At 45.4% G+C, this 13,071-nt stretch carries 11 protein-coding genes and 4 tRNA genes; 14 read left to right on the top strand and 1 reads right to left on the bottom strand.

The annotated features are described in order from the left end of the window. The first annotated feature begins 260 nt into the window (after positions 1-260). Positions 261-1,286, top strand: a complete 1,026-nt coding sequence (gene murB / locus KO537_RS22290) for a UDP-N-acetylmuramate dehydrogenase (protein ID WP_219235825.1) — start codon at positions 261-263, stop codon at positions 1,284-1,286. Beyond that, positions 1,279-2,238: a bifunctional biotin--[acetyl-CoA-carboxylase] ligase/biotin operon repressor BirA gene (gene birA / locus KO537_RS22285; RefSeq protein WP_219235821.1), complete on the top strand. Its 960-nt coding sequence runs from the start codon at positions 1,279-1,281 to the stop codon at positions 2,236-2,238. The genes murB and birA overlap by 8 nt, the downstream gene beginning before the upstream one ends. Positions 2,239-2,265: 27 nt before the next feature. On the opposite strand, the gene coaA is transcribed toward birA, so the two are convergent. After that, positions 2,266-3,216 carry a type I pantothenate kinase gene (coaA, locus tag KO537_RS22280; protein ID WP_105251027.1) on the bottom strand — a complete coding sequence of 317 codons (951 nt, stop codon included), beginning with the start codon at positions 3,214-3,216 and terminating at the stop codon, positions 2,266-2,268. A gap of 235 nt (positions 3,217-3,451) precedes the next feature. Here coaA and KO537_RS22275 point away from each other — a divergent pair. The 12 genes from KO537_RS22275 (at position 3,452) to rpoB (ending at position 13,038) form a co-directional block, all read left to right on the top strand. After that, positions 3,452-3,527, top strand: a tRNA-Thr gene (locus KO537_RS22275). A gap of 8 nt (positions 3,528-3,535) precedes the next feature. Then, positions 3,536-3,620 (top strand) — tRNA-Tyr (locus tag KO537_RS22270). Positions 3,621-3,658: 38 nt separating this feature from the next. Then, positions 3,659-3,732 (top strand) — tRNA-Gly (locus KO537_RS22265). 8 nt (positions 3,733-3,740) lie between these two features. Continuing rightward, positions 3,741-3,816, top strand: a tRNA-Thr gene (locus KO537_RS22260). Positions 3,817-3,933: 117 nt separating this feature from the next. Further along, positions 3,934-5,118 carry an elongation factor Tu gene (gene tuf, locus KO537_RS22255; RefSeq protein ID WP_105251028.1) on the top strand — a complete coding sequence of 395 codons (1,185 nt, stop codon included), beginning with the start codon at positions 3,934-3,936 and terminating at the stop codon, positions 5,116-5,118. Between the two features lie 261 nt (positions 5,119-5,379). Then, positions 5,380-5,751 carry a preprotein translocase subunit SecE gene (gene secE, locus KO537_RS22250; RefSeq protein ID WP_006083613.1) on the top strand — a complete coding sequence of 124 codons (372 nt, stop codon included), beginning with the start codon at positions 5,380-5,382 and terminating at the stop codon, positions 5,749-5,751. Positions 5,752-5,760: 9 nt separating this feature from the next. After that, positions 5,761-6,312: a transcription termination/antitermination protein NusG gene (gene nusG, locus KO537_RS22245; RefSeq protein ID WP_105251029.1), complete on the top strand. Its 552-nt coding sequence runs from the start codon at positions 5,761-5,763 to the stop codon at positions 6,310-6,312. Between the two features lie 127 nt (positions 6,313-6,439). Next, entirely contained in the window at positions 6,440-6,868 is a 429-nt protein-coding gene (gene rplK / locus KO537_RS22240; protein WP_006083611.1) for a 50S ribosomal protein L11, read from the top strand. Positions 6,869-6,872: 4 nt separating this feature from the next. Further along, positions 6,873-7,574 (top strand): 50S ribosomal protein L1, encoded by a 702-nt coding sequence (gene rplA, locus KO537_RS22235; protein WP_105251030.1) that lies wholly within the window; start codon positions 6,873-6,875, stop codon positions 7,572-7,574. A 268-nt stretch (positions 7,575-7,842) separates the two neighbouring features. After that, positions 7,843-8,343, top strand: coding sequence for a 50S ribosomal protein L10 (rplJ, locus tag KO537_RS22230; protein ID WP_006083609.1), 501 nt, complete (start codon positions 7,843-7,845; stop codon positions 8,341-8,343). 54 nt (positions 8,344-8,397) lie between these two features. After that, the gene (gene rplL / locus KO537_RS22225; RefSeq protein ID WP_105251031.1) at positions 8,398-8,763 is read left to right on the top strand and encodes a 50S ribosomal protein L7/L12; all 366 of its coding nucleotides are present in this window, start codon (positions 8,398-8,400) and stop codon (positions 8,761-8,763) included. Positions 8,764-9,006: 243 nt separating this feature from the next. After that, a complete protein-coding gene (gene rpoB / locus KO537_RS22220) occupies positions 9,007-13,038 on the top strand; it encodes a DNA-directed RNA polymerase subunit beta (RefSeq protein WP_105251032.1) in 4,032 nt (1,343 codons plus the stop codon). Positions 13,039-13,071: the final 33 nt, after the last annotated feature.

Genomic DNA, 13,071 nt, shown 5'->3' with positions numbered 1-13,071 from the left:
CTCAGAAGTGAAACGCAAACGCGCCGATGGTAGTGTGGGGTCTCCCCATGTGAGAGTAGGTCATCGCCAAGCGCCTAATTATCTCATTGAGATGTAACGAAGCCAGCTGAACAAGCTGGCTTTTTTGCATTCGCAATTTGTTAATTGGAGTGATTTTCCTGCTTTTCTCTCAGTTCTTCATCCAGCCATCTTCTCTAGCATGAGCTGCAATCCTCGCTTTTAGCAGTTACAATACGTTTTTGTCGTCATTGAACAAACACATGTCTCTATCTCATAGCCTTCAATCATTTAATTCCTTTGGTTTAGCCCAGTCTTGCGCGGAACTTGTTGAGGCGCACTCAAAAGAAGCTGTTAAGGCGATCTGTCTGCCACTATGGCAACAGCAATTGCCTATGTTGGTGCTTGGTGGTGGTAGCAATCTGGTCTTTACGGAGGACTTTAACGGCACAGTTGTCAGGATTTTATCGAAAGGGATAAAAGTATCTGAAGACACAGAAGCGTTTTATCTCGATGTTGAGGCGGGTGAGAATTGGCACGAGTTAATTCAGTTTACGCTCGAGCATGGCATGTTTGGGCTGGAGAATATGGCATTAATTCCTGGGACGGTTGGTGCAGCACCTATTCAGAATATTGGCGCTTATGGTGTTGAACTATGTGATGTGTGTGATTGGGTTGAGTATCTTGATTTACCCTCAGGTGAGTTTGTGCGCATCAGCACAGCTGAGTGTCAATTTGCTTACCGTGAGTCTATTTTCAAAGACAAATTGCGCAATCTCGCTGTAGTCACCGCTGTTGGACTGCGCTTAGCTAAACGTTGGCAACCGCGTTTGGCCTATGGTCCATTACAATCATTTGATCCTGCAGCTGTTACAGCGCATGAGATTTTTGAGCGCGTATGCCAAGTACGAAGTGAAAAGCTTCCTGATCCCGCAGTGCTCGGCAATGCAGGCAGTTTCTTTAAAAACCCCATTGTTAGCGCAGCCTGTTATCTCGATTTAGCACAGCGTTTTCCGACGATAGTGGGCTACGCACAAGCGGATGCAACAGTGAAATTGGCTGCAGGCTGGTTGATTGAACAAGCGGGACTGAAAGGTTTTGTGCTCGGCAATGTGGCAGTGCATGACAAGCAAGCCTTAGTGTTAGTGAATCGAGGCGGAGCAACGGGGCATGATATTTGCCGCCTAGCGCTGTATGTTATTGCGCAAGTACAGGATAAATTTGGTGTTGTGCTAGAAGCCGAGCCTAGAATCATCGGGGCTAACGGTGAAGGAGATTTGCATGTCTGAACATTGGGGAAGAAAACGCCAGATATTAGCTTTATTATCTAGCGGGCAATTTGTTTCTGGCGAGCAGTTAGCCACTGAACTTGGGATTTCGCGCGCCGCAGTGAATAAGCATATCGATGCGCTAGAAACCTATGGTGTGGCAATTTATAGCGTCAAAGGTCGCGGTTATAAGTTAGCTAATCCTATTTCTTTGATTGATGCTTCACTTTTAGTGCAATCAATTGATAACCGTTGCTTTTACTTTGATGAGATAGCAAGCACCAACGGTTTTTTGCTGGACCATACTACTGAATTGAAGAATGGTGATGTGTGTGTGGCAGAGTATCAATCCGCAGGTCGTGGTCGTCGAGGCCGAACTTGGGTGTCGCCCTATGGACATCACTTATATTTCTCGCTGTTTTGGACTTTCCCGCAGGGAATGGCGCAGGCAATGGGATTAAGTTTAGTGGTGGCCTGTACATTGGTTGAAGTGCTTAAATCTTTTGGCGTCGAGAATATTGGTGTTAAGTGGCCCAATGACATCTATTTGGATAACAAGAAGCTTGCCGGGATCTTGATTGAGATGTCGGGTCAGGCTGATAGCCAGTGCCAGCTTATCATAGGTGTTGGTGTCAATATGGCTATGTCAGAGGAACAAGGTAAAGGTATCGATCAGCCTTGGAGTGATTTGTCAGAGTTGGTCGACATGCCTGACAAGACGGCGCTTGTTATTGCATTACAGAAGCAGCTTAAGCGTGATATTCAGTTATTTGAGCGTGAAGGATTTGCTGCATTCAAGACTCGTTGGCAAGCCGCAGACTTATTTTATGGTCGTGAAATACGTTTGCTTATGGGGGAAAAGTCTGTCGAAGGAATTTGTCGAGGCGTTGATGAGCAAGGTGCAGTATTGCTCGAAACCGCCGACGGTGTTCAAGCATTTATCGGCGGTGAAATTAGCTTAAGGGCACGCTAAGTACCCAAGAGTCAATTTTACATAAGGCTATTTGCGCATCAGCACGTGGGACATCAAATGATCCTGACCTTTCTGCAGGATCAAATGGGCCCTCTCACGGGTCGGTTGAATGTTAAGTTGTAGGTTTGGACCATTGATTGTGTCCCAAATATTAGCGGCAATCGTATTGGCCTCATCATCGGTTAGCGTCGAATAGTGATGAAAATAAGATTTTTTGTCACTGAATGCACCAGAGCGGAACTGCAGAAATCGTTCTTTATACCATTGTTTTAGCAAAGGTTCTTCTGCATCGACATAAATAGAAAAGTCGACAAAATCGGAGACGAAAGGACGACGGGTATCAACTGGGGAGTCGAGTCCAGTCTGTAATACATTCAAGCCTTCTAAAATTAAGATGTCTGGCTGAGAAACGGTTTGGTGCTGATTCTTAACGCGGTCATAGGTGACGTGTGAGTAGATAGGTGCTTTGACATGTGGCTGACCGGATTTCACGGCGGAGATAAACTCAACCAACATTTTCATATCGTAACTTTCTGGAAATCCTTTACGTTGTAATAGTCCTTTACGTTTTAAGTCTGCCAGAGGATACAAAAAACCATCTGTTGTCACCAAATCAACTTTTGGGTGTTCAGGCCAGTGCCGTAGTAAAGCTTGCAAAATACGTGCTGTGGTGCTCTTTCCGACGGCGACACTACCAGCAATACTAATGATATAAGGACTTTTTGATGGTTTTTGACCGAGGAATTCATCAACCACTAAACCTCGTTGTTGCTTAGCTTTAACGATCAAATTCAGTAGCCGGCTAAGGGGAAGATAAATATCGGTCACTTCCGATAAGGAAATCTTTTCATTTATGCCTCTAAGGTTCTCCAAGTCTTGCTCACTCAGTGTCAACGGCACTGAATCTCGTAACTCAGACCATTGCAGGCGCTCGAAGGCGAGATAGAGTGCTTTTTGAATTGAATTTTTAGAAGTCATTGGCTTTCCTCAGCTTAGGAAAGGCACAGTACACTATGAGATTATTTGGAACAATACTAAATGGGTGATTGCAGTCGTGTTTCCGTTACCGTTTGATGTATTCGCTGTTTAATTGGCCGTCAAAGTTGCATAACGTGTAAAAAAACACCGTTCAAGCGCTTTTTTTACGTAAATAGGCGTTTTTTACTTGCACTTGGGAGCGCATTTACCTAATATCCCGTTCCGAAATGATAATGCCGGCATAGCTCAGTTGGTAGAGCAACTGACTTGTAATCAGTAGGTCCCGAGTTCGACTCTTGGTGCCGGCACCATTTTCTGTGGAGGGGTTCCCGAGTGGCCAAAGGGATCAGACTGTAAATCTGACGGCTCAGCCTTCGAAGGTTCGAATCCTTCTCCCTCCACCACTTTTTTCTAGGTAGTTAGGTAGCCTTAGTTAGGTTGCGCGGACATCGTATAATGGTATTACTCCAGCCTTCCAAGCTGATAACGCGGGTTCGATTCCCGCTGTCCGCTCCAAATTAGTTGCTGATATGGCTCAGTTGGTAGAGCACACCCTTGGTAAGGGTGAGGTCGGCAGTTCGAATCTGCCTATCAGCACCAGCCTCTCTAAATTTAGCTCCTACGCCTAAACATAATCGGTTCGATGTCATTTTAATGCATCGGATTTTTTCTATATGTTAGTTTTCATCACCAAGAATCTTGGACTGAGGCATTACCATGGCTAAAGCTAAATTTGAACGTATTAAGCCCCATGTAAACGTGGGCACCATTGGTCACGTTGACCATGGTAAAACCACACTGACTGCAGCTATCTCTCACGTACTGGCTAAGACCTACGGTGGCGAAGCTAAAGACTTCTCTCAAATCGATAACGCTCCAGAAGAGCGTGAGCGCGGTATTACGATCAATACCTCTCACATCGAATATGACACGCCTTCACGTCACTACGCACACGTAGACTGCCCAGGCCACGCTGACTATGTTAAAAACATGATCACTGGTGCTGCACAGATGGACGGCGCGATTCTAGTAGTTGCCTCTACAGACGGTCCAATGCCACAGACTCGTGAGCACATCCTGCTTTCTCGTCAGGTTGGCGTACCTTTCATCATCGTGTTCATGAACAAATGTGACATGGTAGATGACGAAGAGTTACTGGAATTGGTTGAAATGGAAGTGCGTGAACTTCTGTCAGAATACGATTTCCCAGGTGATGATTTACCAGTAATCCAAGGTTCAGCTCTGAAGGCCCTAGAAGGTCAACCAGAGTGGGAAGCTAAGATCCTTGAATTAGCCGCAGCACTGGATTCTTACATTCCAGAACCACAACGTGACATCGATAAGCCGTTCCTACTGCCAATCGAAGACGTATTCTCAATTTCAGGCCGTGGTACAGTAGTTACTGGTCGTGTTGAGCGTGGTATTGTTAAAGTGGGTGACGAAGTTGAAATCGTTGGTGTTCGCACAACGACTAAAACAACGTGTACTGGTGTAGAAATGTTCCGTAAACTGCTTGACGAAGGTCGTGCAGGCGAGAACTGTGGTGTGTTATTACGTGGTACTAAGCGTGATGACGTAGAACGTGGTCAAGTATTGGCTAAACCAGGTTCAATCAACCCACACACGACTTTTGAATCAGAAGTTTACGTTCTGTCAAAAGAAGAAGGCGGACGTCACACTCCATTCTTCAAAGGCTACCGTCCACAGTTCTACTTCCGTACAACTGACGTAACCGGTACTATCGAACTGCCAGAAGGCGTAGAGATGGTAATGCCTGGCGATAACATCAAAATGGTAGTGACTCTGATTTGCCCAATCGCGATGGACGAAGGTTTACGCTTCGCAATCCGTGAAGGTGGTCGTACAGTTGGTGCTGGTGTAGTAGCTAAAATCATCGCTTAATTGCGATAGAGATTAGTTTGAAAAGGAAGCTTCGGCTTCCTTTTTTGTTTAAGTGGATTATTTCATAGGTTTTGTGGTTTGCATGGGATTCGCATCCTTGCTTACAAAGTCGAATAAGAATACAATCTATGGCCGATTTTTGACCCTGAGCTTATGCTATTTTGCGTTTCTAAGGGTGTTCGGAAATGCAGAGTGATGTGGGATTATGCCCGTCAATTAATGTGCTCTAAGCTCAGGCCGTATTGAGTAACGGAAAAACCGATGACAACAAATACTGAAAACCAGAACAATTCTCTGGATATCGTGAAGTGGGGTTTAGTGATTGTATTGCTAGCCGCTGCTGTTATTGGCAATCAAATGTATAGCGAAGCCAGTGCCGTCATACGTGCGCTTAGTGTTATCGTTGCATTCGCTATTGCTGGTTTTATTGCGCTTCAGACTGTAAAAGGTAAAAAAGCGTTAGCTTTTGCCCGTGAAGCGCATATCGAAGTGCGCAAGGTTGTATGGCCGACGCGTCAAGAAGCGCTAAACACCACTTTTATTGTCCTTGCAGCAACAGGTATCTTAGCTCTTATCCTTTGGGGTATGGATGCTGTGTTAATGCGAATTGTCAATTTTATCACTGGCGTATAGGCACCTCGAATGACTGAAGCTAAAGAAGCTAAAAAAAGATGGTATGTAGTGCAGGCATTCTCAGGCTATGAAGGCCGAGTTTGTAAGTCACTGATTGAATATATTAAAATGCATGGCATGGAAGCATACTTCGGTGAAGTATTGGTTCCGACTGAAGAAGTCATCGAAATGCGTGCAGGTCAGCGTCGCAAGAGCGAACGTAAGTTTTTCCCTGGCTATGTGTTAGTCCAGATGGAAATGAACGATGACAGCTGGCATTTAGTCAAAAGCATCCCGCGTGTTTTAGGCTTTATTGGCGGAACGTCTGATCGTCCTGCCCCAATTTCAGATAAAGAAGCTGATGCAATTCTGCGTCGCTTACAAGAAACGACAGCGTCACCGACTCATAGAACCATATTTGAGCCTGGTGAAGTGGTACGTGTGTGTGATGGTCCATTTGCTGACTTTAACGGCACCGTTGAAGAAGTGGATTATGACAAGAGCCGCGTGAAAGTATCAGTGATGATCTTTGGTCGTTCTACGCCTGTTGAACTTGATTTTAGTCAAGTTGAAAAAGGCTGATTAAATAAACTACAAAATCCGTTTGGCAACGGGTGCGAATTTCTATATAATTCGCACCCGTTGTTTTCGGGGGAGCATGTCAGCATGTCGCTGATGCGCGTTTGAACCCAAACTGAGGAAATGTCAGATGGCAAAGAAGATTGATGCTTATATTAAGCTACAAGTAAAATCCGGTTCTGCGAACCCGTCACCACCAGTTGGTCCAGCTTTGGGTCAAAAAGGTGTGAACATCATGGAATTCTGTAAAGCGTTTAACGCCCGTACAGAAAAAATGGAAAAAGGCATGCCTATTCCAGTCGTGATCACTGTATACAGTGACCGTTCATTCACTTTTGAAACCAAGACTTCTCCAGCGTCTTACTTACTGAAGACTGCTGCAGGCCTGAAATCAGGTTCTCCACGTCCAAACACTCAGAAAGTGGGTACTATCGCTCGCGCTAAAGTTCAAGAAATTGCTGAACTTAAAGCTGCCGATATGACTGGTGCTGACATTGAAGCGATGACTCGCTCAATCGAAGGTACTGCGCGTTCAATGGGTTTGGTTGTAGAGGATTAATATAATGGCAAAGCTAACTAAACGCATGCGCGTAATTCGCGAGAAAGTTGACGGTACTAAAAGCTACGATATCAACGAAGCTGTTGCTCTGTTAAAAGAATTAGCAACTGCAAAATTCGTTGAAAGTGTAGACGTAGCAGTTAACCTGGGTATTGACCCACGTAAATCTGACCAAAACGTTCGTGGTGCAACAGTGTTGCCACATGGTACTGGTCGTGACGTTCGCGTTGCAGTATTTACACAAGGTGCAAATGCTGAAGCTGCTAAAGCTGCTGGCGCTGAGCTAGTTGGTATGGATGATCTGGCTGAGAAAATCAAAGCCGGTGAAATGAATTTTGACGTAGTTATCGCATCTCCAGATGCAATGCGCGTTGTTGGTATGTTAGGTCAAATCTTAGGCCCACGTGGTTTAATGCCTAACCCTAAAACAGGTACAGTAACGCCAAACGTTGCTGAAGCTGTTAAGAACGCCAAAGCGGGTCAAGTTCGTTACCGTAACGACAAGAACGGTATTATCCACACTACTATCGGTAAAGTGGATTTCACACCAGTTCAATTGAAAGAAAACTTGGAAGCGTTAGTGTCAGCACTGAAAAAGGCTAAGCCTGCAGTTGCTAAAGGCATTTTCGTGAAAAAGATCAGCATCTCTACCACTATGGGTGCAGGTGTTGCAGTTGATCAAGCTACGCTTGAAACAACTCTATAATTTTACAAAGCGGGTGCATTAGTCTATAATGCGCGCACTTTGTGGGTTGAAGCCTGTTTTATCTTCCGTTTAGGCGGAGTTTAACTCAGGTTTCCGTCCAAGACCGCAGGTGTTTTTTGTAAAAATAACTTAATTTCCTGCGTAGACGGTGTCAGGCCCCAGCTAAAATTTTTTACTGGATAATCTGCACCGTAAGTCACTAAATACATAAGTATTTAGTATGGTAAATACTAGGGAATACCCTAGGTAGAATCCAGGAGTAAAGCCAATGGCATTAAGACTCGAAGACAAAAAAGCGATTGTTGCTGAAGTCAACGAAGCTGCCAAAGGTGCGCTATCTGCAGTTGCCGCTGATTCTCGCGGTGTGACTGTAGGTGCTATGACCGGTCTGCGTAAAAAAGCTCGCGAAGCTGGTGTATATGTACGTGTAGTACGTAACACGCTAGCTCGTCGTGCTGTTGAAGGTACTGCTTTTGAGTGCCTAGCAGAAACGTTCACTGGCCCAACTTTGATTGCGTTTTCTTTAGAGCACCCAGGTGCTGCAGCACGTCTGTTAAAAGACTTTGCTAAAGAACAAGCTAACTTCGAAGTTAAAGGCGCAGCCTTTGAAGGGAATTTCATCCCTGCAGCTGAAATTGATCGTTTGGCGAAACTGCCAACATACGAAGAAGCACTAGCTCAGTTAATGATGACTATGAAAGAAGCATCTGCTGGCAAGTTCGTTCGTACACTGGCCGCCCTGCGCGATCAAAAACAAGAAGCCGCTTAATTTCAAGCTGGCTGCTTAATAAAATTGAATTCAGAACAATAGGAAACATTTGTTATGTCTATCACTAAAGACCAAATCTTAGAAGCCTTTGCAGCTATGTCTGTAATGGAAGTTGTTGAACTGATCGAAGCTATGGAAGAGAAGTTCGGCGTTTCTGCCGCTGCTGCTGTTGTTTCTGGCGGTGCAGAAGCAGTTGTTGTTGAAGAACAAACAGAATTCAACGTAGTTCTGACTGCTCACGGCGACAACAAAGTTGCAGTTATTAAAGCCATCCGTGGCGCAACTGGTTTAGGCCTGAAAGAAGCTAAAGCTATGTCTGAAGCTGCTCCAGTAGCAGTTAAAGAAGGCGTTTCTAAAGAAGAAGCTGAAGCTCTGAAGAAAGAACTTACTGAAGCTGGTGCTTCTGTAGAAATTAAGTAAGCTATTATTTAGCTTGCTCACCCAAGCCACTTGGGTGGAGGCTGGCGGTTTTTTAACCGTCGGCCTTTTTTGCGCTATATGCGCTGGCGATTTTTTTTCACCGTTTGTCGCCAAATTTTGCAGTCCCTAGCAGAGATTACTGGTTAGGTTCTTGCCATCAACGGTGATGGGCAAACGTGCTGAATTTTAATAACTTAAGTTATTTATTCAGTCTTGGTCACATCTCGTAAGCAGAGGAAACCCATGGTTTACTCCTATTCTGAAAAGAAGCGTATTCGCAAAGACTTTGGTAAGCGTCCAAAAGTTTTGGATATCCCTTATTTATTGTCTATCCAGCTAGACTCTTTTAAGAAGTTCACCGATCAAGATCCTACCGGTGAGCGCGGTTTAGAAGCCGCCTTCCGTAGCGTTTTTCCCATCAAGAGCTTTTCTGGTAACTCAGAACTGCAATACGTCAGCTATAAGCTTGGCGAGCCTGTTTTTGATGTGAAAGAGTGTCAGATCCGTGGTGTTACGTATTCAGCTCCACTACGCGTTAAATTACGCATGGTGTTGTATGACCGTGAAGCAGCGGCGGGCACAGTAAAAGATATTAAAGAACAAGAAGTCTACATGGGTGATATCCCATTGATGACGGATAACGGTACTTTTGTTATCAACGGTACTGAGCGTGTAATCGTATCTCAATTACACCGTTCTCCAGGCGTGTTCTTTGATCATGACCGTGGTAAAACCCACTCATCAGGTAAGGTGCTGTATAACGCACGTATTATTCCTTACCGTGGTTCATGGCTTGACTTTGAATTCGATCCTAAAGATGCACTATTTGTGCGTATTGACCGTCGCCGCAAACTGCCTGCGACCATCATGTTACGTGCATTAGAATATTCTACTCAAGAGATCCTCGATCTGTTCTTCGAACGCGTTGAGTTCAAGATCAAGAAAGATACTCTGGTCATGTCTTTGGTGCCTGAACGTCTGCGTGGCGAAACTGCCAGCTATGACATCAAGGATGCTGAAGGTTCTGTACTGGTTGAAGCGGGACGTCGTATTACTGCGCGTCACATTCGTCAGTTAGAAAAGACCAATACCACTGAGCTTGAAGTGCCAGTTGAATATATCGTGGGCAAATATGCTGCTCAAGATTATATCGATCCGGACACAGGTGAAGTTTTAGTCTCTGCCAACAGTGAAATTAGCTTAGAAGATCTGGCTAAACTATCATTGGCCGGTATTAAAGATATCAGTACGTTGTATATCAACGAGCTAGATCATGGTGCTTATATTTCAGATACGCTGCGTATCGATTCAACCACTAACCGCTTAGAAGCGCTGGTTGAGATCTATCGTATGATGCGTCCTGGCGAGCCACCAACCAAAGATGCTGCCGAAGCACTATTCCAGAACTTGTTCTTCAGTGAAGAGCGTTATGACCTGTCTAAAGTAGGTCGTATGAAGTTCAACCGTCGTCTCAGCATTCCTGATGACGAAGGTAGCGGTGTATTGTCTAAAGAAGACATCGTCGCGGTAATGAAGAACATCATTCATATCCGTAACGGTTTCGACGAAGTCGATGACATCGATCACTTAGGTAACCGTCGTATTCGTAGCGTCGGTGAAATGGCTGAAAACCAATTCCGTGTTGGTTTAGTCCGTGTTGAGCGCGCCGTGCGTGAACGTCTGTCTTTAGGTGATCTGAATGAGCTGATGCCACAAGACTTGATCAACGCTAAGCCAATTTCTGCTGCAGTGAAAGAGTTCTTCGGTTCTTCTCAGCTGTCACAATTCATGGACCAAAACAACCCGCTGTCAGAAGTAACGCATAAGCGTCGTATTTCTGCTCTTGGCCCTGGTGGTTTGACTCGTGAACGTGCAGGCTTCGAAGTCCGCGACGTACATCCAACGCATTATGGTCGTTTATGTCCAATTGAGACCCCTGAAGGTCCAAACATTGGCCTAATCAACTCATTAGCAAGTTTTGCCCGTACTAACTCCTACGGCTTCCTAGAAACGCCATACCGCAAGGTTATCGACGGCGTGATTACTGACGAAGTGGAATACTTGTCAGCAATTGAAGAAGGTCGTTATGTGATTGCACAGGCGAACATCGAAGTTGACGCTAGCGGTCGTATGGCAGAAGAGCAAATTGCTTGTCGTCATAAAGGTGAATCAACCTTTATGCGCGCTGCTGACATCCAGTATATGGACGTTTCGCCACAACAGATTATTTCTGTTGCTGCGTCACTGATCCCGTTCTTAGAACACGACGATGCTAACCGTGCCTTGATGGGTGCGAACATGCAACGTCAAGCCGTACCCACACTGCGCTCTGAAAAGCCGCTAGTAGGTACTGGTATTGAACGTACTTTGGCTGTTGACTCTGGTGTTGTGGTTGTTGCTAAACGTGGTGGTTTTGTAGACTACGTTGATGCGAGCCGCATCGTTGTTAAAGTAAATGAAGATGAGCTGCGCCCAGGCGAAGCCGGTATCGACATTTATAACCTGACTAAATACACCCGTTCTAACCAAAACACTTGTATCAACCAACGCCCTTGTTGTGCTGTTGGTGAGCCAGTCGTTCGTGGTGACGTGTTAGCAGACGGTCCGTCTACTGACTTAGGTGACTTAGCCCTTGGCCAGAACATGCGTATCGCATTCATGCCTTGGAACGGTTACAACTTCGAAGACTCGATCTTAATTTCTGAGCGTGTAGCGCAAGAAGACCGTTTCACCACTATCCACATTCAGGAGCTGTCTTGTATTGCTCGTGATACCAAACTGGGTAGCGAAGAAATTACGGCTGATATTCCAAACGTAGGTGAATCTGCTCTGTCGAAACTCGACGAGTCAGGTATCGTTTACATTGGTGCAGAAGTGAAGGGTGGCGATATTCTGGTTGGTAAAGTGACGCCAAAAGGCGAAACACAGCTAACGCCAGAAGAGAAGTTACTCCGTGCTATCTTCGGTGAGAAAGCGTCTGATGTTAAAGACAGTTCACTGCGTGTTCCTAACTCTGTTAAGGGCACTATCATCGACGTTCAGGTATTTACCCGTGACGGCGTTGAAAAAGACAAGCGTGCAGTTGAAATCGAAGAGATGCACATTGCCCAAGCTCGTAAAGACTTAGGCGAAGAGTTCAAGATCCTTGAAGAAGGTGTATTGAGCCGTGCGCGTAACTTGTTAATCGGTGCTGGTTTCACTGAAGCGCAAATTGCTGCGTTGCCACGTAAAGATGTATTGGTTCAAGTCATTGACGATGAAGCAAAACAAACTGAACTTGAGCAATTAGCTGAACAGCATGAAGAGCTGAAAGCTGACTTCGATAAGAAGTTTGAAATCAAACGTCGCAAGATCACCCAAGGTGATGACTTGGCGCCAGGCGTACTCAAAATCGTTAAGGTTTACTTAGCGGTTAAGCGTACTATCCAACCTGGTGACAAGATGGCGGGTCGTCACGGTAACAAGGGTGTTATCTCTAAGATTTGCCCAATCGAAGACATGCCATATGACGAACAAGGTAACCCAGTAGACATCGTATTGAACCCGCTAGGTGTTCCATCACGTATGAACATTGGTCAGGTACTTGAAGTCCATATGGGCGCCGCTGCCAAAGGCATTGGTAACAAGATCACTGCGATGCTTGAAGAACAGCGTGAGCTGGCTGAAGTTCGTGGTTACATCAAGCAAGTTTATGAATTAGGTGACGAAGTGCAGCAGCGCGTCGATATCGATTCATTCACTGATGATGAAGTATTACGTCTTGCGACTAACCTGAAAGGCGGTATCCCGATTGCAACTCCTGCATTCGACGGTGCTAAAGAGAAAGAGATCAAGCAGATGCTTGAACTTGCAGGTTTGCCAACCTCTGGTCAGTTGAAGTTGTTTGATGGTCGTACCGGTAACGAATTTGAGCGTCAAGTAACGGTAGGTTACATGTACATGCTCAAACTGAACCACTTAGTTGATGACAAGATGCACGCCCGTTCTACCGGTTCGTACAGCTTAGTGACTCAACAACCACTGGGCGGTAAAGCTCAGTTCGGTGGTCAGCGTTTCGGTGAGATGGAAGTGTGGGCACTAGAAGCATACGGTGCCGCTTATACGCTTCAAGAAATGCTCACTGTTAAATCGGATGACGTTAACGGTCGTACTCAGATGTATAAGAACATCGTCGACGGTAACCATCAGATGCAACCTGGCATGCCAGAGTCCTTCAACGTGTTACTGAAGGAGATCCGTTCACTCGGTATTAATATCGAGTTGGATCAGGCATAAGCGCAGGCCTTTAGCCGCGTTTGGCAAACAGAA

This window comes from Shewanella sp. NKUCC01_JLK (assembly GCF_019345615.1).
GTDB lineage: Bacteria > Pseudomonadota > Gammaproteobacteria > Enterobacterales > Shewanellaceae > Shewanella > Shewanella oncorhynchi.
Note: the sequence above shows the minus strand (reverse complement) of the source record. Positions and strands in the feature narration are given on the sequence as shown.

Bases quoted from the DNA above. Each gene is read 5' to 3' on its own strand.
- nusG (WP_105251029.1), top strand. From the start codon at position 5,761: ATGACTGAAGCTAAAGAAGCTAAAAAAAGATGGTATGTAGTGCAGGCA.
- tuf (WP_105251028.1), top strand. From the start codon at position 3,934: ATGGCTAAAGCTAAATTTGAACGTATTAAGCCCCATGTAAACGTGGGC.
- secE (WP_006083613.1), top strand. From the start codon at position 5,380: ATGACAACAAATACTGAAAACCAGAACAATTCTCTGGATATCGTGAAG.
- birA (WP_219235821.1), top strand. From the start codon at position 1,279: ATGTCTGAACATTGGGGAAGAAAACGCCAGATATTAGCTTTATTATCT.
- coaA (WP_105251027.1), bottom strand. From the start codon at position 3,216: ATGACTTCTAAAAATTCAATTCAAAAAGCACTCTATCTCGCCTTCGAG.
- rplA (WP_105251030.1), top strand. From the start codon at position 6,873: ATGGCAAAGCTAACTAAACGCATGCGCGTAATTCGCGAGAAAGTTGAC.
- rplK (WP_006083611.1), top strand. From the start codon at position 6,440: ATGGCAAAGAAGATTGATGCTTATATTAAGCTACAAGTAAAATCCGGT.
- murB (WP_219235825.1), top strand. From the start codon at position 261: ATGTCTCTATCTCATAGCCTTCAATCATTTAATTCCTTTGGTTTAGCC.
- rplL (WP_105251031.1), top strand. From the start codon at position 8,398: ATGTCTATCACTAAAGACCAAATCTTAGAAGCCTTTGCAGCTATGTCT.
- rpoB (WP_105251032.1), top strand. From the start codon at position 9,007: ATGGTTTACTCCTATTCTGAAAAGAAGCGTATTCGCAAAGACTTTGGT.
- rplJ (WP_006083609.1), top strand. From the start codon at position 7,843: ATGGCATTAAGACTCGAAGACAAAAAAGCGATTGTTGCTGAAGTCAAC.